The organism is Anaerophaga thermohalophila DSM 12881 (assembly GCF_000191885.1).
GTDB lineage: Bacteria > Bacteroidota > Bacteroidia > Bacteroidales > Marinilabiliaceae > Anaerophaga > Anaerophaga thermohalophila.
In genome coordinates this window covers 39,364-60,401 of sequence record NZ_AEWI01000037.1, presented here as the reverse complement: position 1 = coordinate 60,401, position 21,038 = coordinate 39,364, and the positions used below count along the sequence as shown (strand labels likewise).

General features: G+C 42.5%; 13 protein-coding genes. 10 read left to right on the top strand and 3 right to left on the bottom strand.

Going from position 1 to position 21,038, the window contains the following annotated elements:
- Positions 1-260 precede the first annotated feature (260 nt).
- The 6 genes from ATH1_RS0111380 (at position 261) to glgP (ending at position 11,538) form a co-directional block, all read left to right on the top strand.
- On the top strand, positions 261-1,112 hold the full coding sequence (locus ATH1_RS0111380; protein ID WP_010421711.1) for an alpha/beta hydrolase: 852 nt from the start codon (positions 261-263) through the stop codon (positions 1,110-1,112).
- Positions 1,102-2,088 (top strand): GSCFA domain-containing protein, encoded by a 987-nt coding sequence (locus tag ATH1_RS0111375; protein WP_010421709.1) that lies wholly within the window; start codon positions 1,102-1,104, stop codon positions 2,086-2,088. The genes ATH1_RS0111380 and ATH1_RS0111375 overlap by 11 nt, the downstream gene beginning before the upstream one ends.
- 453 nt (positions 2,089-2,541) lie before the next feature.
- Positions 2,542-4,479 (top strand): amylo-alpha-1,6-glucosidase, encoded by a 1,938-nt coding sequence (locus tag ATH1_RS0111370; RefSeq protein WP_010421707.1) that lies wholly within the window; start codon positions 2,542-2,544, stop codon positions 4,477-4,479.
- Positions 4,476-5,777, top strand: coding sequence for a glycosyltransferase family 4 protein (locus ATH1_RS0111365; protein ID WP_010421705.1), 1,302 nt, complete (start codon positions 4,476-4,478; stop codon positions 5,775-5,777). Before ATH1_RS0111370 ends, ATH1_RS0111365 begins: the two co-directional genes overlap by 4 nt.
- Before the next feature lie 29 nt (positions 5,778-5,806).
- Complete coding sequence (locus tag ATH1_RS19390) at positions 5,807-7,276, top strand: glycoside hydrolase family 57 protein (RefSeq protein WP_010421702.1); 1,470 nt, start codon at positions 5,807-5,809, stop codon at positions 7,274-7,276.
- 32 nt (positions 7,277-7,308) lie between these two features.
- The gene (gene glgP, locus ATH1_RS0111355) at positions 7,309-11,538 is read left to right on the top strand and encodes an alpha-glucan family phosphorylase (protein WP_010421701.1); all 4,230 of its coding nucleotides are present in this window, start codon (positions 7,309-7,311) and stop codon (positions 11,536-11,538) included.
- Positions 11,539-11,996: 458 nt separating this feature from the next.
- On the opposite strand, the gene ATH1_RS0111350 is transcribed toward glgP, so the two are convergent.
- The 3 genes from ATH1_RS0111350 to kdsB form a co-directional block, all read right to left on the bottom strand.
- Positions 11,997-14,015, bottom strand: coding sequence for an alpha amylase C-terminal domain-containing protein (locus tag ATH1_RS0111350; RefSeq protein WP_010421699.1), 2,019 nt, complete (start codon positions 14,013-14,015; stop codon positions 11,997-11,999).
- Between the two features lie 544 nt (positions 14,016-14,559).
- Complete coding sequence (locus tag ATH1_RS0111335) at positions 14,560-15,402, bottom strand: hypothetical protein (protein WP_010421693.1); 843 nt, start codon at positions 15,400-15,402, stop codon at positions 14,560-14,562.
- 157 nt (positions 15,403-15,559) lie between these two features.
- Positions 15,560-16,318 carry a 3-deoxy-manno-octulosonate cytidylyltransferase gene (gene kdsB, locus ATH1_RS0111330; protein WP_010421691.1) on the bottom strand — a complete coding sequence of 253 codons (759 nt, stop codon included), beginning with the start codon at positions 16,316-16,318 and terminating at the stop codon, positions 15,560-15,562.
- Between the two features lie 603 nt (positions 16,319-16,921).
- Between kdsB and ATH1_RS0111325 the strand changes: the two genes are divergently transcribed.
- The 4 genes from ATH1_RS0111325 to secG all read left to right on the top strand — a co-directional run bounded on the left by ATH1_RS0111325 (position 16,922) and on the right by secG (position 21,006).
- On the top strand, positions 16,922-18,199 hold the full coding sequence (locus tag ATH1_RS0111325) for a sigma-54 interaction domain-containing protein (protein ID WP_010421690.1): 1,278 nt from the start codon (positions 16,922-16,924) through the stop codon (positions 18,197-18,199).
- An 835-nt stretch (positions 18,200-19,034) separates the two neighbouring features.
- Positions 19,035-19,562, top strand: a complete 528-nt coding sequence (locus tag ATH1_RS0111320) for an LptE family protein (protein ID WP_010421687.1) — start codon at positions 19,035-19,037, stop codon at positions 19,560-19,562.
- An 11-nt stretch (positions 19,563-19,573) separates the two neighbouring features.
- A complete protein-coding gene (locus ATH1_RS0111315; RefSeq protein WP_029164095.1) occupies positions 19,574-20,638 on the top strand; it encodes a tetratricopeptide repeat protein in 1,065 nt (354 codons plus the stop codon).
- Between the two features lie 11 nt (positions 20,639-20,649).
- Positions 20,650-21,006 (top strand): preprotein translocase subunit SecG, encoded by a 357-nt coding sequence (secG, locus tag ATH1_RS0111310; protein ID WP_010421685.1) that lies wholly within the window; start codon positions 20,650-20,652, stop codon positions 21,004-21,006.
- Positions 21,007-21,038: the final 32 nt, after the last annotated feature.

Sequence of the window (21,038 nt, the reverse complement as noted above, 5' to 3'; positions counted from 1 at the left end):
ATTCTTGATGTTTTCTGGATTTTGCAAGGCAAAATAAATCATTGTATGAAATTCCTCAAAATCATTGTAAAAAGTAGTTGTTGTATTTTTGAAATTTTTCAGAAATTAACTATTTTTAGCATATTAAATGTCGTCTTTTTTGCTTTAACACAGATAAACGGAAGTTGTCTGTTTGTGAACTTTATTTCCGTGTAATTAGTTATTATATAGCCCGTTAAAAAAGACGAAAAGCAATGATGCGAAGTTTTTATTAGAATAATATGCAAAACAAGGACTTCAATCTTGTTACCAGTGATGGGACATTTCTCATTGGGCGGTTCTGGAAACCGGATACAGCACCACATGCTGTTGTTTGCCTGGTACACGGGATTGGTGAACACTCCGGACGTTATGATAATTGGGCACGGCGCTTTACTGAGCAGGGAATTATGGTATATTCTGTCGATTTAAGAGGGCACGGGTTATCAGAAGGACGCAGAGGTCACATTTCCCGATTGTCTGATTTCCTCGACGATATTGGCAGTCTGGTAAAGCGGGTGAAACATAACTGGGACGAACTTCCTGTCTTTTTGTATGGTCACAGTATGGGCGGCAATCTTGTGCTGAATTTTTTGCTGAGGAAACGTCAGGATTTTTCCGGAGCAGTCATAAGTTCACCCTGGTTAAAACTGAAACATCCTCCCTCTGAAATTGTTTTGAGAACGGCAGCTTTGGCAGATCACTTTATGCCGGGACTCAGGTTGAATACCGGGATCAAATCATCTCAACTTACATGTGTGGAAAAAACACAGGTCGAAAGTGACCGCGACCCGCTCATGCACCACAAAATTTCGTTACGTTTGTTTTTTGAATTGTCACGTGGTGCTGATGAAGTTTTTGGCAAGGCAGCGCGTATAACAATTCCTGTATTTCTGGCACACGGCACCGATGATGACATTACCGATATCGGAACCACTCAACAACTGGCAGAGAAAATCGGGGGAAATGCCACTTTTTACAAAGTTCAGGGTGCACGCCACGAAATACATAACGAACCAGGAGCAAATGAGCTTTTTTCAGAGATATCTTTATGGATGGAAAAATCATTGAAGTATTTGGAACATGCCGTATGAATTCAGAACCATCGTTGAACCGGGCAAATTTGATGCAGCAATAGATGTTGGATCAAAGGTGATGCTTATTGGTTCTTGTTTTACCGACAATATAGGTTCCAGGTTTGTTGAAAACCGGTTTAAGAGTCTGGTTAATCCTTTCGGAATTATTTACAACCCTGTCTCCATTGCCCGGCTACTCAATCGTGTCATAAATCATCAATATTGCCTGCCCGAAGAACTTGTCAGACATGACGGTCTTTGGCACCATTTCGATTTCCATGGGAAATTTAGTGGTTATGTAAAAGATGAAGTTTGTGAAAGAATTAACAAAACGATTGAGGAAGCGATCGACTTTTTGGAATCGGCCGACTTTCTGTTACTTACGTTCGGCACTTCTTTCGTCTATGAGCGTAACGACACATCTGAAATAGTGGCCAATTGTCACAAATTTCCAGACGACTATTTTTCACGATACCGTCTTGAACCAGACGAGATGATTTCCATATATAAAGAACTTATCGTTTCTTTACGGGTTTTTAATCCCGATCTGAAAATAATTCTTACCGTTAGTCCCGTCAGACATTGGAAAGACGGGGCACATGGGAATCAGGTAAGTAAAGCAGCCTTGTTTCTTACCATTGATAAATTGTGTGAGTTGTTTGAAAAAACATGGTATTTTCCTGCTTATGAAATAGTTATGGATGATTTGCGGGATTATCGTTTCTATGATGAAAAAATGCTAAATCCTTCTGTTAGTGCCGTTAATTATATCTGGATGCGATTTACTGAGGCACTGTTTACTCCCAGGGCCATTAAATTCCTGAAAAGAATTGAAAAAGTGAAACGTGCAAGAAACCACCGTTTTATAAATCCCGATCATATCGTTCAGAGTCATTTTGCGTCAACGGTACTGGAAATTATTCATGATATTGAAAATGAGTTTGAAGAAGTGGATTTGACAGAGGATAAACGATATTTTGAAGGGTTTGTTTAATTTAATTGATAAAAATTTTAGATTTTGAAAATTATTTTTTATCTTAGAAAAGGAATTCCTTCGGAGTTGGTGACGTTTGGGGTGAAATAATCTTTTATAAAGAGAGTCTTAGGTTACCGGGTCTTTTAGGTTTAAACAGCCTGTTGTGATCCTGGTTGACATTATTGGAAGCGGTCGTTGATAAGGTCAAGGACAGGAGGCAGCTTTGTCTTAAGATTTTTTCATATCAAACGATAAAGAGTTCAATCCAAAAAGTCTCTTTTTGCCGATTTATTGCACAGGAATCGTTTAAATCCACACGAACAATCGGTTAACTCCGGTTTAAAGTGCCTTTTACCCTGTTCCTGACAAAAAACACTTTTAAGAAAGTTCTTGCAGATTGCTTTTTGACAGGTTTCTCATTAACTTATAGCAGGGTTACACGATATTATAAACTAACCTAAAAATTATTATATGGCTTACTATGAATTGGATAAGGCGCGGCTTGTCAACCTTGAGTATTCTTTATACAGGGAAATTTTGCGTACAAACCGGGCCGGGTCGTATTGCAGCACAACGATAATAGGGTGTAACACCCGGAAATATCACGGGCTTTTGGTTTGTCCGCTCGAACAGTTTGGGGGAGAACATCATGTTCTCTTGTCAGCGCTTGATATCTCGATTGTACAACACGATCAGGTCTTTAACCTGGGTATACATAAATACCGGGGTAGTCATTATGATCCCAAAGGACATAGGTATCTTACCCGCCTTGAGGTGGACGATATCCCCAAAAGGTACTACAGGGTTGGCGGAGTTGTTCTTTCGACAGAGATGCTGCTTGCACAGGAGGAAGAGCAGCTTTTGTATAAAGTTACTCTGGAAGAAGCGCATTCTGAAACAATGATCAGATTCAAGCCGTTTCTTGCTTTCAGAAATGTTCATGAACTGACATACCGGAATATGATGGCGAATACCCGTTACAGGCAGGTTGAGAAAGGGATTGCCCTTCAGTTGTATGAAGGGTTTCCCGCCCTTTATCTTCAATCCAGTAAAGATATTGAGTTTATACCGGTTCCCGATTGGTACCTGGGCATTGAATATCTGAAGGAACAAAACAGGGGATTTCCTTATCAGGAAGATCTTTTTGTTCCCGGATATTTCGAAACCGGAATTAAGACCGGTGAAAGTATCGTGATGGCAGCAGGGACCTCTGAAGCCAAAACAGGCGGGCTCAAAGCGAAATTTACCCGTGAGAAGAAAAAACGCATACCCCGCGACAGCATGATCAATAACCTTCTTAATTCGGGACAGCAGTTTCTGATGAAAAGGGGTTCGGTAACCCGCCTGATAGCAGGTTATCATTGGTATGGAGAACGTCATCGCGACACTCTTCTGGCTTTACCCGGCCTGGCTGCCTATCAGGAAGACCGCTCTGCCTATAGAAGTATCCTTGACTATATTTCCGGCGAAATTGAAAAGAAATACCTGTCATCGAACAAGAGTCTTCTGAACCGTGATATTGATGTGCCGCTCTGGTTTTTCTGGACAGTGAAGGAGTTTGCTTCTATTTGCAACGATCTTGATGTATGGAAGAAATACGGCCAGGTGATGAAAGCAATCCTTGATCATTATCGTAGCCTTAATGAACCAACCATGCGAATGGATGATTCGGGCCTGTTGTATGCCAAAAAGGAAGGCGTGCCTTTGACATGGATGGAGGCCATGGCAGAGGGCAAACCTGTGACATGGCGTCCGGGATATACCGTGGAACTGAACGCTTTATGGTATAATGCCCTTATGTATTTTGCTACATTGGCAGCGGATTCAGGGCAGGAAAAAATTGCTGAACCTTATTTGCAGCTGGCCCAAAATGTTAAGGAAGCTTTCGGACATGTTTTCTGGAACGCCGGGGATGAGTGTCTTTATGATTATGTTGACGGGGATGAAAAAGATGCCTCTATCCGGCCTAATCAGATATTTGCCGCTGCTTTTCCTTTTTCTCCGCTCAGCATTGAAGAACGAAAAGCCATCGTTGATGTTGTAAAAAAAGAATTGTTGACACCCCGGGGTCTTCGAACACTGTCACCCCAGGATCCAAAATACAAAGGTGTTTTCGAAGGAGATCAGACCCAACGTGATAAAGCGCTACATCAGGGAACAGTATTTCCCTGGCTGGCTGCCTTTTTTGCCGATGCCTACCTCGACATCCATAAACAGGGTGGGCTGTCGTTCGTGAAAAGTATGCTGGATGGATTTGAAGAAGAGATGGGGAACCATTGTATCGGGACCATTTCCGAATGTTTCAACGGGAATCCGCCTCATGAGGGGAAAGGAGCTGTTTCAATGGCCTGGAACGTGGCTGGTGTGCTTCATATTATTAAACTAATCGAAAAATACAGTAACGTATGAGGGTATTAATGTTCGGGTGGGAATTTCCGCCACATATATCCGGAGGCCTTGGTACCGCCTGTTTTGGCCTTACCAAGGGGTTGTCATGTATTTCTGATCTTCAGGTATTGTTTGTCGTCCCCAAAGCTTTCGGAGATGAAGAGCAGCATGGTATAAGTCTGGTCGGTGCCAATAATATTCCGGTACGACATCGTAAGCTTAACCTGAAATATTTTAATGACAAACTCGATTATATCGAAGTAGGTGCCAAATTGATGCCCTATACCGATCCGGATGAATATTTTTACCATAAAAAAACGCGAACAGAGAAGCGTCCCTTTCAATACATCCAAACCGATGAGTATGGGCGAATTCCATTTTCCGGAGTTTACGGTGAAGACCTTCTTCGGGAGATTCACAATTATGCTCTGGTGGCCAATGTGATTGCCCAGGATTATTCGTTTGATCTGATTCATGCTCACGACTGGCTGACCTATCCTGCCGGTATTGCAGCAAAAGAAGCTACCGGAAAGCCATTGATAGTGCATGTGCATGCTACTGATTTCGACCGGAGCGGGGGAAGTGTCAATCCTGTGGTTTTTGATATTGAAAAACGGGGAATGGAAGCTGCCGATAAGGTGATTACGGTGAGTAACTTTACCCGGCATACCGTTATTGAAAAATATGGTATCCCTGAAGAAAAGGTAATTACAGTATACAATGCCGTAGAGCCCCTCGAAAACAGAGAGAAACCGGTTTTCAAAAAGGGTACCAATGAAAAGCTGGTGACTTTTCTCGGAAGGATTACCATGCAAAAGGGCCCTGAGTATTTTGTTGAAGCAGCACACCGGGTATTACAAAAAATCGATAACGTACGATTCGTCATGGCAGGCAGTGGCGATATGATGCATCGGATGATACGGCGTGCTGCCCAGCTGAAAATTATGGATAAATTTCATTTCACAGGTTTTCTCAGGGGGGAAGAGGTCTTTTCCATGCTGGCAATGAGTGATCTTTACGTGATGCCTTCGGTATCCGAACCTTTTGGCATTTCACCATTAGAAGCCATGCAGAGCAATGTCCCTGTGTTGATATCTCATCAGTCGGGTGTTGCCGAAATACTTACCTACGCCATTAAGACCAATTTCTGGGATGTGGATGCCATGGCCGATGCAATCTATGGCGTTCTGAAATATCCCGCTCTTTCTAAAATGTTTGTAAAATACGGGAAAAAGGAAGTTGATTCTCTTAAGTGGGAGAAATCAGCCCTTGACGTTAAAAAAGTATACGATAGCGTTTTGAAGGAGTTCTATCGCTAATAGGCTTAATCCTGATAAAAAAGCAAGATATGAAGACAATATGTTTCTACTTCCAGGTTCATCAACCTTTCCGATTTCGAAGATATCGGTTTTTCGATATTGGTAACGATCATTATTATTTCGATGATTATACCAATGAATCTGTTCTCAACAAAATAGCGGCTAACTGTTACCTGCCAACCAATAATTTGCTGCTAAAACTTATCAGCAAATATAAAGGAAAGTTCAAGGTTACCTTTAGCATAACAGGGGTGGCCATTGAACAGTTTAAACTATATGCTCCCGAAGTGCTGGAAAGTTTTCGCGCGTTAGCTTCCACGGGGCAGGTGGAGTTCCTGGCAGAAACTTATCCTCATTCACTTGTTTCGTTAAAGAATGAAGAAGCTTTTGTCAGCCAGGTGAAAGCGCATTCCGATCTGATGGAAGAACTGTTTGGACAGCGTCCTTCTGTTTTCAGGAACACCGAATTGGTCTATTCCGATCAAATTGGAGATATGGTTGGGCGTATGGGATTCAAAGCCATGTTAACCGAAGGGGCTAAACACGTGCTTGGATGGAAGAGTCCGAATTTTTTGTATTGTAATGCTTTAAATCCCAGGCTGAAAGTGCTTCTTAAAAATTTTAAATTAAGTGATGATATAGCTTTTAGGTTTGGCGACAAAGGGTGGAGCGAATGGCCGCTCACAAGTAATAAATTTGCCGGATGGCTAAACCAGCTCGATAAAAAGGAAGAAATTGTAAACCTGTTTATGGATTATGAGACCTTTGGTGAGCATCAACCTAAAGAAACAGGTATTTTCGAGTTTCTTGAACACCTGCCGGGTGATATTCTTAAACACAAGTCGCTCCGGTTTGGTACACCATCCGAAATAGTAGCCGAACATCAGGTGGTGGCACCCGTTCATGTACCCAATCCGATATCATGGGCCGATGAAGAGCGTGACCTGACGGCATGGCTTGGCAATGAAATGCAACAGGAAGCCTTTGATAAATTGTATTCATTGTTGCCCAAGATGAACAAATGCACCGATTCCAGGTTACAGAAAGACTGGAATTATTTGCAGTGTAGCGATCATCTGTATTATATGTGCACAAAATTCTTTTCCGACGGGGATGTGCATGCTTATTTCAATCCGTATGAAACCCCGTATGATGCTTTTATTAATTATATGAATATTCTGAGTGATTTTTCCATCCGGCTGAATGCCGCTGTACCATATAGTTCAGAGGAGAAAGAATTGGCAAATCTGACCAGTATCCTGGAAGACAAGGATACTAAGATCAAAAAGCTGGAAGAAGAATTACGTAAGCTCAGAAGCCGGCGACGAAACAGCAGCCTGAAAAAGGAACCGGCGAAAAAGACAGTTACTGCAGCTACTACAGACGGGTCTGAAATCAAATCAGGTACAAAAACCAAATCTGCAACAAAAACATCGACAGGGAAGAAAAAAGCTGCAGCCAAGAAAAGTTCAGTAAAGAAGAGCAAAGATTCAAAGTAGTTAAAGTTGAATAATAAAACCAAAACATAATAATGGATAGTTATCTAAAGCCGGACATTGTTTTTGAAACAAGTTGGGAAGTTTGCAATAAAACAGGCGGAATACATACAGTGCTGGCCTCTAAAGCCACTACACTAATTGAGCAATTCAAGGACAATTTAATCTTTATTGGTCCGGATGTTTGGAGAGGTCCCCGGGAAAACCCTGAGTTTATTCCTGATCCCAATCTTTTTGGCGAATGGCAGGAAATGTTGCATCGCGATGGACTGAGAGTAAAAATCGGACGCTGGAGCATTCCGGGGCAGCCCGTGGCTTTCCTGGTTGATTTCAGTCCCTTGGTGGTTAAGAAGAATGAAATCTTTGCCAAACTATGGGAGCGTTTTAAGCTCGACAGCCTTTCTGGTCAATGGGACTACGTGGAACCTGCCCTGTTTGGTTATGCCGCCGGGATGGTGATTGAAAGTTTTTATCAGTTTTACATTTCGGAAACGGAAAAGGTGGTGGCTCATTTTAATGAGTGGATGACTGGTAGTGGGGCCCTTTATTTAAGAGAGCATTTGCTTCAGGTAGGTACCATCTTTACTGCGCATGCTACTGTGGTTGGAAGAGCTTTGGGCTGGCATAACGAGCCTCTTTATCAGCGTCTTGATGAGTATGATGCCGATGCCAAAGCCGTCGATTTCAATGTGGTATCAAAGCATTCAATGGAAAAGACCACCGCATGTAATGTGGATTGTTTTACTACCGTTTCCGAACTTTCTGCCAGGGAGTGCGCCAGGTTCCTCTCTCGCGAAGTGGACGTTGTAACACCTAACGGCTTTGACAACAGTATAGTTCCAACCGGTCAGGATTACCTCAGCAAAAGAGAGCAGGCAAGGCAGAAACTTACTTCAGTGGCCTCCGCTTTGCTTGGTGGAAGTATTAGTGATGATGCGCTCTTTGTTGTTAACAGCGGCCGTTATGAATACAGAAACAAAGGCACGGATGTGTTTCTCGATGTTTTAAAACATCTCAACGAACATGGCAGCAATAAAAGAGAGATTCTTGCCTTTGTCCTGATCCCGGCTAATACTTACGGCCCGCGGAAAGACCTTGTTGCCCGGCTGAAAAAAGGGGAGAGCGACGGCCCACTTCCCAATCCCTTTCTTACTCACGGATTAAACGATATTGGATACGATCCCATTATCAATAAGATACAGGAAATCCATCTTAGCAATGAATTGTCCGAAAGAGTCAAACTGATATTTGTGCCTTGTTATCTGAATGGGGATGATGGCATTTTTAATATTCCATATCATGATCTGCTGATAGGAATGGATATCGGCGTGTTTCCTTCCTATTATGAACCTTGGGGATATACCCTTCATGAAAGTGTAGCTTATGGCATTCCTTCTGTTACGACTACTCTTTCCGGATTCGGACTTTGGGCTTCACGTCACTCAAAAGGTATCGACGAAGGCGTGGCTGTGATTCCGCGTGATGACGAAAACTATTTTCAGGTCGTAGAGACTATTGCAAAGCAGGTGGAGGATTTTGCAGAAAAGTCCCCCGGACAGGTCGATGCGATTCGGCAGAATGCCAGGGAGCTTGCTGGATTGCTCGAGTGGGATAATCTGATTAAAAATTACTACAAGGCTTATGATATTGCACTGAAAGAAGTCAACAATCGTCGGGATAAATTTACAGCAGTAAAAAGAGAAGCACGTATTAAACTGGTACCTCAAACCAGTCCGGTTCCGGGATGGAAAAAACTGGTGGTAAAATCAAGGTTACCCGGGCGGATTAAAGTACTTCATGAACTCACCCGAAATCTTTGGTGGACATGGAACTACAAACTGATGGATTTGTTTGAGACCGTGAGTCCGGAAATTTGGGAAAAGGTTGGAAAAAATCCGGTGCAGCTTCTCGATAAAGTATCTTATGAGCGCCTCAGCGAACTGGCTGCCGATGATGATTTTGTTGCCAGACTGGATGCTGTTTACGGGGAATTCAGAGCTTATATGGACAGAGATTTTTCTGACGATGTCCGCGTAGCATATTTCAGCATGGAATATGGGTTAAGTAACATACTTAAAATTTATTCGGGGGGTCTTGGAATCCTTGCTGGCGACTATCTGAAGGAAGCCAGCGACAGAGGCGTGAAAATGGTTGCTGTCGGGCTGCTTTACCGCTTCGGTTATTTTAGCCAGACGCTTTCGGTCAATGGCGAACAGACAGCTAATTATGAAGCTCAGGATTTTTCACTCCTTCCGCTAAAAGAGATTCGTGACCAGGATGGCCATCCGCTTTATATTTCCATTGAACTACCGGGGCGCAGTCTGTACGCGAAGGTTTGGAAGACTCAGGTGGGAAGAGTTTCTTTGTATCTGCTTGATGCCGATGTGGAACGTAATGTGCCGGCCGACCGTCAGATTACGCACCAGTTATATGGAGGTGACTGGGAAAACAGACTGAAGCAGGAGATATTACTCGGAATTGGAGGAATCAGACTTTTAGAGGAATTGAATGCCCAGGTGGACATATTTCATATCAATGAAGGACACGCGGCTCTGATTAATGTAGAACGTCTGGTGGACCTGGTTGAAAAAAAGTACAGCTATGCTGAGGCACTTGAAATTGTCAGGGCCTCTTCTCTGTTTACTACCCATACACCGGTTCCTGCAGGGCATGATAAATTCGATGAGGATATGTTCCGTATTTATCTGCGCCATATCCCCGAAAAACTTAAAATCTCATGGGATGAGTTTATGGACCTTGGTCGCGAACATGCGGGGGCCGATGAAATGTTCTCAATGAGTGTTCTGGCTGCTAAAACGTCGCAGGAAATGAATGGCGTGAGTGAACTTCACGGTAGTGTTACACGAAGAATGTTCCGTAACCTGTGGAGTGGCTATTTTCCCGACGAACTTCATATCGGGCATGTAACCAACGGTGTCCATTATGGGACATGGACAGTTTCGGAGTGGCAGGAATTTTATAAAGAGATGTTTGGTACTGAGTTTCTGTCAGATGTTTCCAATACCGAATACTGGAAACGAATTTATGATGTTCCTGACAGGAAAATATGGGAAGTAAGGCATGTGTTGAGGAAGAAGCTGATGGATTTTGTGCGTCAGCGCCTCGAAAGCAGCATGTCCAGGCGTCACGATTCACCTGGTCATATAGTGGAGGTGTTAGATATGCTTAATGAGGACGCACTGACCATTGGATTTGCCCGGCGATTTGCTACCTATAAGCGCGCTTACCTGCTTTTCAGGGACCTTGAACGGTTGTCCGAAATTGTGAACGATTCTGAGCGCCCCGTTCAGTTCATTTTTGCCGGCAAAGCACATCCGGCCGATGAGGAAGGGAAAGCCCTTATCAAACACATTATTGATATTTCCAAACAACCCGAATTTATAGGTAAAATCATTTTCCTGGAAAACTATGACATGGAACTGGCCAAGCGGCTGGTGAGTGGCGTTGATGTGTGGCTAAACACACCTACCCGGCCGCTCGAGGCGTCTGGAACGAGTGGTCAGAAGGCTGAACTTAACGGGGTTCTCAATTTTAGTGTTCTCGACGGATGGTGGTACGAGGGGTTTGAAGAGGAAGCCGGCTGGAGTCTTACCGAGAAAAAATCATTCGATAATCAGGATTTTCAGGACGATTTGGATGCTGCAACCATTTACAGTATTCTCGAGAATGAAATTGTACCTCTTTTCTATGATGTGAATGAAGATGAGGTTCCGGTTGGATGGGTCCGTTACATCAAAAACTCAATCGCACATATAGCACCTCGTTTTACAACCCGACGGATGATTGATGATTATCTGTCCCGGTTTTATCAGCCTATGCACAACCGGTTGAAGACATTGTGCGCCGACGATTGCCAACTGGTTCATAACATTGCTTCATGGAAACGAAGAGTGATGTCGGGATGGAATGATATCGAGCTTCTTGAGGTTAATATGCCCGATATAGCCCGACAGGAGTTAGGGATTGGTGATGATTATATTATCGGGGTTAAGCTTGATCTTAAACAACTGGAGGATATTGATGTTGGCCTCGAAATGCTTATTGTGGAATCAACAGAGGATGACTTTCCGCCAATTCTGCATAAAGAGCCGTTTAAAGTGATTAAGAAAGAAGGTTCGGTGGTTTATTACGAGATGAAGTACAAACTTAATCTGCCGGGTTCCTTCAAGTTTGGCATCAGGATGTTCCCAAAAAACGAATATCTGCCTCATCAGCAGGACTTCGCCCTGGTAAGATGGTTCTAAACTGATTTACTTAGTGTCTGTTCATAAAGTACCATTTGCTGCGTTACAGCTTGCCGCCAAAATACTTATCCCAGGGTAGCTTTTGTAAGGTTTTTTCAAAAAAACCAATGAAACGAGCATGACAAAGATTGTCACAAAAGAACATGTATATAATCAATCATGTGAGTTCCATCAGACCAGTAACTTAGACTAATTTTATACTGATGAATAAAAAGCATACTCGGGACTCGGTTTTGGCGGCTTTGCAAGCCTTGAGCCCAGTCTAAAAAGCATCTTTGTTGCCAAACTCGTTGTTGTTTTAAATTTTTGCATCCTCATTAACAGCAAGTTAACTCCGGTACAAAAATTTAAAGCGCCTTGATTTTGACAAAAATATGCTTTTTATACTGCTCTCAAGCCTTGTAAATGACACTTTCTGAACAGACACAATTTTTTCCGACTTTGTTGACGGGCACTATTTAGTGTACGCTGGGCGTTGGAATTTTTTTCAACACCAGTCCTGTCCGGTTGGGCAGATAAAGTTTAAGCTGATAGCCGTTGCGCGGATTCTCTCCAACCGGTTGGGCAAAATAGAGTTGCTGCTGGTCAATCCGGTCGAAGCCCCCGAATTCAGGCCTGTCGGAGTTAAGAATGATCTTGTATTTTCCGGGTGCAACCGGTATTCCATAATCGGGGAACGACCGTGTGGGATGGAAATTGAAGACCATCAGAAAGTTGCCCCTGTTGAAAACGAGTATTTTGTCACTTTCGTTCGCCAGGTTTAGATAAACCGGCAGAGGGCTTAGAATATTTTCTTCGTTAACAGTCCTGACCATGGCCTGATCGAAAGCTCCAAGCCACTCATATTTCAGGGTTTTATCATCGGCAAGGTGCCATTGGCGACGGGCATATTTGTACGACCAATTGTTTCCTGCACGTGGAAAGTCTATCCACTCGGGATGACCGAATTCGTTGCCCATGAAATTGAGATATCCTCCGTTGGCTGTAGTGATGGTAACCAGCCGTATTATTTTATGCAAAGCTATGGCCCTGTCGATGATCAGGCTTGGCTTGTCTTTGCTCATGAAATCATACATCTCTTTGTCGGCCAGCCGGAAAATAATGGTTTTATCGCCAACAAGCGCCTGGTCGTGCGATTCTGCATAGGAAATGGTACGTTCTTCAGGACGGTGTTGGGTTAACTCGTGAAATATTGTTCCCATGTTCCAGTCTTCATCCGGAAACTCTTTGATAAGTTTTATCCAAAAATCAGGCACGCCCATCGATAAGCGAAAGTTGAATCCCAGTCCTCCATCTTCGGGAGGAGCTCCCGTACCGGGATAGCCACTCATTTCTTCGGCAATGGTGATGGCACCGGGCTTGATTTTATGGATGAGATGATTGGCCAGCATCAGATAGACCAGAGCATTTTGGTCGCGGCTGCCGTCAAAATAATCATGGTAGCTGGTAAATGCTTTTTCGAGACCGTGATGTGTATATAGCATACTGGTTACTCCGTCGAACCGGAAACCGTCGAAATGATATTCGTCGATCCAGTATCTGCAGTTGGACAGCAAAAACATCATTACCTCTTTTTTCCCGTAGTCGAAGCACCTCGAATCCCAGGCTGGATGAAAGCCCCGTTCGCCCGGGTAAAAATATTGATCCAGGGTACCGTCAAAGCGACTCAATCCTTCCTCTTCATTCTTTACGGCGTGCGAATGTACGATATCCATGATTACAGCCATTCCCATTTCGTGGGCGCGGTTGATCAGTGATTTTAATTCCTCTGGTGTTCCGAATCGACTGCTGGGTGCAAAAAAGTTGGAAACATGATAGCCAAAACTTCCGTAATATGGATGTTCCTGAATGGCCATGAGTTGTACGACGTTGTATCCTGCCTTTTGAATCCGGGGCAAAATGTCTTCTGTAAATTCTTTGAATGTCCCGACTCTTTCTTCTTCATGGGCCATGCCAACATGCGCTTCATAAATGAGCGGGTGCTTGAAATCGGGATGAAAGTTATGGTCGTTCCATTGAAATGCTCTATCGGGACACCAAACCTGGGCACTAAAGAGCAATGTGGAGGGATCCTGAATGACACGGTTGGCATAGGCGGGAATTCGAAATCCCGAACCGGTATCCCACTCCACGAATAGTTTAAAATAATCCTGATGTTTTAAAGTGGAGCCGGAAAGATATATTTCCCATATCCCATGGTCCTTTTTCTGTAGCCGGAAAGATTCTTGCGGTTTCCAGTTTGAAAAATCTCCGACTATGTATATTTTTTCGGCGTTGGGAGCCCATTCGCGAAATACCCATCCGTCGTTGTAGGGATGCAGTCCAAAGAACAGATGATTGCCGGCAAAATTTACAATCCCGTCACTGGTATCGTTGATTTCGTCCAAAAGGTCAGCGTATTCAGTATATGTAGATTCAAGGGCAGGCGCAAAGGGTTCCAGCCAGCCGTCCTTTTCTATAAGTGGAAGTTTTTTCATCGAATTCGTTTTTTATATACCAGTAATTGTCAAAGTTTTTTAATATCACGAAGCCATTTGGTTATTCGTATTGAAATGCACGTTTGCAATCAATGAGTAGGGTATAAAAAGCATCTTTGTTGTCAAACTCATTGTACACAATATAAGAAAAATAAAGGGAAAGAAACAGAATCGGGACAATATTATTGCCTCCGAATGAAACGAGCATGACAAAAATTGTCACATAAGAACATGTATAAATCTCATTCATGCGAGTTCCATCAGGCCAATAACTTAGACTTGTTTTATACTGATGAAAGTAAGTAAATAGTTGTTTATAGTCAACATTCAGTAGTCGGGTGAAGTGCACAAACAACCTGAAATAGATCATTCGTTTCAAATTTCAGAATAGGAAAAATTAACTCACCTGCCCGGTTCAATGGCAGAACCATCTTCGGTACGGCAGATTACGTTCGGCTTTCTTTGCAGTGCAAAGCGGCATAGCCGGGTGACTGCTTTGCACTGCAAAGAATCCGCCGCCTGCATATAGGGTTTTGTCAACGCACTAATCAGAAATAAAATTAAAGAATTCTTCAGTATCTTTTATGTCATTTAATCCCAATATCCAACAAACTTCGGAGAGATCAGAGAAGTCCAAACCACCGGCTGAGATGGTTTTGTTATTGTAGCGTCCGTCTTTCCCATTGTATTTGTTCGCTATTTCAATGGCAAGCTGCCATATTTCCACCAATCGGGGGTCAGTAACTTTATCTTGCCAGTGTGTATAATCAGGAGAACGAAATCCCGGTGAACCATTTCCAACGGCGTTTCCGTCAGGTATTTTATGATAACAGGTATTATCTTTTACATATCTCAGACGCAGGGGGGAAGTCACTTCTTCATTCCAGTTTGCATGTTGCACTACATGAATGCGTTGTGAAGTGTTTATTTCCGGGATATCAGCTTTGACTGCTTTAACTACTTCAGCGGTAAAATCCGACTGCCCGGCATCTGCAATCCATACATTACCTTGATTTTTAAGGGTTGTTTTAACTATTTCTTTTACTTTATTAACAGCCGATTCAAAACTTTTATGTGCATCTGTCCAGTTATCACGAAAAGCAAGTTGGAGTAAGTCATTTGGAGGAACGTAAAGCCCCTCTTGAATGCCATAAGCACCGGTAACAACATGGTAATTTACTTCTGAAAAATTTTCTTCTGACATCAGCGTGGCCAGGGCTGCCATAGTGTGGATGTCATCGACATCGGTCTTACAATCAAATTGTATCAGCAGCAGGTCTTTCTCTGTGTTAAAAGTTCCGCTTTTTGTTGAGACCTCTTCCGAATTGGTGTTGAATGTTATGAAGAAAATGGCTGTGACAATTAGTATTATGACTTTAGTCTTCATAGATGTTAAGTATTTGGTTTCCAGTATTTATACAATACTTCGTTAAATTTATACAAATCATGTTGGTCAATTGTTTATGAAATTTGGGAAAACGATCATAACTCTGTCATAATAAAAACTTCGCGTTATTACGTCTCTGCTTCTGATGGGTGAAGTTTTAAAATATTCCTTTACTCTTGAGTTCATCAATGTCCATAGGGCTGTCTATGGACCAGCTTTCAAATTCAGTTTTGCGGGTAGTAATTGCATATCCGTTTTCGAGCCACCTCAGTTGTTCCAGTGACTCGGCTATTTCCAGGGGAGCGGGCTTGAGGAGGGTTATTTCCCTAAGCACATCGGTACGATACGCGTAGAGTCCGATATGTATATAATAATTGTGGTGCTGATGCCATTCCTCTTTAGGGAAATTTCGCAGATGGGGGATGGGCGAACGACTGAAATATAATGCCTGTGAGCTGCTGTTCAAAACAACTTTGGGTTTGTTCGGATCGAATAGATCATTATTGTTTTTCAGTGGCTTTACCAGTGTTGCAATTTCGGTTTCGGCATTGTAGAAACACATAACAAGTTTTTCAATTTGCCGTGGATCGATGAATGGTTCATCTCCCTGAATGTTCACAACCACCTGATATTGACGATTGTTTAATGCCTCGGTTTTGTCAAGCGCTTCAGTGCAGCGGTCAGTTCCGCTGCGGTGCTTGTCGGAAGTCATTACACACACGCCACCGAAATTTTTAACAGCTTCCATAATTCTGGTGTCATCGGTTGCTACGACAAGCTGCGTTAACGCTTTCGAGGCTTGTTCATATACACGCTGTATCATCGGTTTTCCACCAATATCGGCAAGCGGCTTTCCTGGAAATCTGGTTGATGCGTACCTTGCAGGTATAATTCCGAGTATATCTTCTGTTTTCATATGATTGCCATAAAATGTTGATAAAAATTTTAAAAGGATTTCGGTATCGTATTATACAAAAAGTATGGATTAGAAATCTTTTGCCACTTTACGTGTACAATTACTAAGCGATTTTGACCCACCACCACTGATTTTTTCAGCAATCATGCATCTAAAATATGATTTTGTTCTCGGATTTTGGGTAAATAATTGAGTGTAGTATAAAAAGCCTTCAAACTGCTGATTTTTACATTTTTACCCCTGACCTCTAAAGGGGAACTGCTAAAAATCAGCAGTTTGAAAAAGTCCCCTTTAGGGGATTTAGGGGTCAAAAGGCTTTTTAGACTGCACTCAATATTATTTTGAGGTGCTGGTAAAATTTTCCACGCAAAAGCCGCAAAATATTAGCACGCAAAAGTCACAAAAGACGATAAAGTCTTTTCTTCGCGATTTTAGCGTTCCTTAATTTTTGGGTTCTCAGCGTGGAATAAAAATAGACAAAACTTATAGCACCTCAAAATAATATTTTGCCCGGATTTTTATATTTTATCGATGCGTAAAATGGAAAAACAGACAAAGAATAGTAACTTTGTCAGTCAGTACTGAAAAAATAGCAGTTGGTTTATGGTCAATATACAGCAAATCAAGCAACGTTATGGTATTATAGGAAATTCTGAGGCACTTAACAGGGCTATTGATGTCGCTGTTCAGGTGGCTCCTACCGATTTATCGGTTCTAATAACAGGCGAAAGCGGGACGGGTAAGGAGGTGTTTCCTCAGATTATTCATCAGCATAGTATTCGTAAACATGGTTCGTATGTAGCTGTTAACTGTGGCGCTATTCCCGAAGGCACCATCGACTCCGAATTGTTTGGTCACGAAAAGGGTGCTTTTACCGGGGCCTATTCCGACCGTAAAGGATATTTTGAGGAAGCCAATGAAGGTACCATTTTTCTGGACGAAATAGGAGAACTTCCTCTTGCCACGCAGGTTCGACTGCTTAGGGTACTCGAGTCCGGCGAATTTATGCGCGTGGGTTCGTCAAGGATATTGAAAACCAATGTCCGGGTAGTGGCAGCAACCAATGTCAACCTCGAAAAAGCTATTAAAGAAGGGAAATTTCGTGAAGACCTGTTCTATCGTTTGAACAGTGTTCCCATCAATATTCCGCCCCTTCGTGAACGTGTTGAGGATATTTATCTGTTGTTCAGAAAATTTGCTGCCGATTTTGCCGACCGCTACCGGATGCCGGCGGTTAAGCTCGACCAGAGCGCCCGTGAAATGCTGGAACGGTACCGGTGGCCGGGGAACATCAGGCAATTGAAAAATATTACCGAACAAATTTCTATTATTGAAAAAGAAAGAGTACTGACAGCCAGTGATCTGCAAAAATATCTGCCTTATCACGAAGGAGATAGTCTGCCTGCTTTGATTGGCGACCGGGAACATCAATTTGGTGGCACTGATTTCTCTAACGAGCGCGAAATCCTTTACAAGGTGCTTTTTGATATGAAAAGGGACATGAACGACCTGAAAAAGCTTGTGCTGGAAATTTTGCAACACGGGAATGACGTCAGCCTAAAAGGTGATAATGCCGAAATTATCCAAAACCTTTATCAGGATACCGCGCAGGATTTGACCAATCCCCAGCTACTCAAAGATGGAACCATTGTTCCTTTCAGTCAGAGCAGACAGAACAATACTGCTACCGAAGAACACCATAATATCGAAGATACCGAAGAGTTTGTTGAAGAGTCGCTCTCCCTCGAAGAAAAAGAGGTGGAACTCATAAAGAAAGCCCTTGAGAAGCATAGTGGAAAACGGAAACAGGCAGCCAAAGAGTTGGGAATTTCGGAGCGTACTTTGTATCGTAAAATTAAGGAACACAATATTGAAGGCTAAAAGTGGTTGACAGGCAGAAGTATGGGGCCAAGGATATGGAGTAAAGGTAGAAAGGTGAGAAGGTAGAAGGATTGAAGGATTGAAGGGGTGAAAAGTTGAAAGGATAGAGACGGGAGGTACAACGAAGAATCTTTCCCAATGGACGTGTAGATTCTTCGCTTCGCTCAGAATGACAGATAATCAGAATGACAGATAAATGTTATTCTGAAGAGGCACGACGAAGAATCTGTTCAATAGGCAATGAAGCCTTAAGACTAAGGCTAAGGTTGAGCAACCAGAACCCGACTCAAAACCTAAGAATCCAGAATTCAGTTCCGCGGCGATATTGAGAACCTGACGAAATACTGGAACGAGATTTATGCATTAAGATATAGATTATATGATTGAGCCCGGTCTAAAAAGCATCTTTGTTGCCAAACTCATTGTTGTTTTAAATTTTTGAAACGAACATGAATTTCGGAGGGCTAATTTTTCAAGAAGGCATGAACAAAATGGCTAACGCCGATCTTACGATTCACCGTGAGTTGTATCCGACCAACAACATATACTAATTTTATACGGATGAAACGAGCATGACAAAGATTGCCTTAATAGGTAATTAGGTAATTAGGTAATTAGGTCATTAGATTGTTAGATTGTTAGATTGTTAGCTAATGTGATAAAACTTATAACATTCTAACAACTAACACATCAACAACTTTAACAATTCTAACAGCCGTAACAATTTATTAAATGTAAGATGAAACGGGCATGACAAAGATTGTCACAAAAGTTGATGTATATAATCAATCATGCGAGTTCCATTCGACCAATAACTTAAATAAATTTTATACGGATGAATAAACATCAGATAAAGAATATCATAACAAAAGGTGCGTGTGTTTTAGTTGTGGCCTTTCTGATGCAGGGATGTGCCATTCAGATGACATTCGACGGGGCATCCATTCCCGAAAATGTGAGAACTGCATCTGTTCAGACGTTCGACAACAGAGCACCATATATAAATCCTGTTTTAAGCCAGACCCTTACCGAAGCCCTGAAAGACAGGGTTATTAACGGTTCGAGGCTTATACTTGCTGAAGAAACGGGAGATGTTGACTTTTCAGGAGAAATAACGGGTTACGAAACAGAACCACTTGCCATTCAGGCAGATGCTGTTTCGGCCGAAACACGTTTGACCGTAAGAATTAATGTTCGATACGAAAACTTTAAAGACCCCGAAAAAAGTTGGGAATCTTCGTTTTCGGCATATCGCGATTTTCCGAGTGAGCAAAACATTACAGCCATCGAGGATCAGTTGGTTAGTGAGATTGTGGAAGAGCTCACCGAGAATATTTTTAACAAAGCGTTTGCCGATTGGTAAAATTGTATGTTATGGGCCGTATGCGACTAATTGATCTGGTATCAGCCCCTGAAATGCTGGATGAACAAACTCTTGAGACGCTTAAGGAAGTTCTTGATACCTATCCGTTTTTTCAGGCAGGGAGGATGCTGTGGATCAAAAATCTTCACAAGCTTGACCACATACGGTTTAATAGTGAACTCAAACTGGCTGCTGCTTATATTCCCGATCGGTCGAAGTTGTTTTTCCTGATAAACGATGTGTTTTCTTCAATGGCATCTACAGAGAAGTCCCGCATTGACGGCACATCTTCTGATAAGGATGAAACAGCCGATCAGAATCTTTCAGCGGCTGAAAGAGTAAGCGGAGATCAGAGAGAGACTCCATCTGTTGAAATTCTTTCCCATGAGCAGGGCAGGGAAGAAGCTGACCACCGGTCCTCGAGTCTGGAGTTGATAGTGGGCGATGATGCCAATTATTTTGAGGTTGATGATACCATTACATCTGCAAATGGCGAACAGATAAACTTCTCAGGTATTGATGAGGAAAGCGGCGATGAAAAGGCAGATGCCGAAGAAGAAGCCTCCGGCAGGAAAGAGCACAATCCCGATCTTGTGTTACCTGCTGCCGACTTGCTTGATTATGAGAAAGAAGCTTATTCATCTGCCTATTCTCTCGAGTCTGAAGTATCCAAGCCTCCCGTTGATTTTAATGAAAATCATTCGTTTTCGGAGTGGCTTTATCTGTTAAGACATCAGCCCGTGGATAAAGGCACAAATGCTGAGAAAGAGCAAACTTCAAAATCAAAACAAGGTGGCAAAATGGAGCTTATAGACAACTTTCTCAATAATGCAGGCAGTCAAACGCGAATTGTGCCATCAAACAATAATTCGGTCTCTGACAAAGATTTTTCCGTGAAAAGTTTTGAGGAGAATGATGATCTGATGACCGAAACGCTGGCAAACATTCATATCAAACAGGGCCGTTATCAAAAGGCGATAGAGATATTCGAACGTTTGCGCTTGAAATATCCCGAAAAAAGTGTTTACTTTGCAGGTCGTATTGAAGAAATGGAAGAGCTTATTAATAAACAGTAATTTAGAAAGATATGTATCAATTTGTTTCGGTTTTGGTCATTCTGGTCAGTATTTTACTGATACTGATAGTTCTGGTTCAGAATTCCAAAGGTGGCGGACTGGCCTCAAATTTTTCAGCCTCCAACCAGGTGATGGGTGTTCGAAAAACTGCCGATTTTCTGGAAAAAGCAACATGGACGCTTGCCGGCGCTCTATTGGTTCTGTCATTCGTATCTGTTATGGTATTACCAAAAGGGCAGATGCAGTCAGGTTCTGCGATTGATGAAGAGATTCAAAATATGACCGCACCTACACAGGAGCTTCCTGATTTTGGCGTTGGTGAAGGAGAAGCAACACCCTCGGGGGGAACTGTAGGTGACAGCCTCTGAGAAAATATTACTGACAAGAAAAATGACAGAGT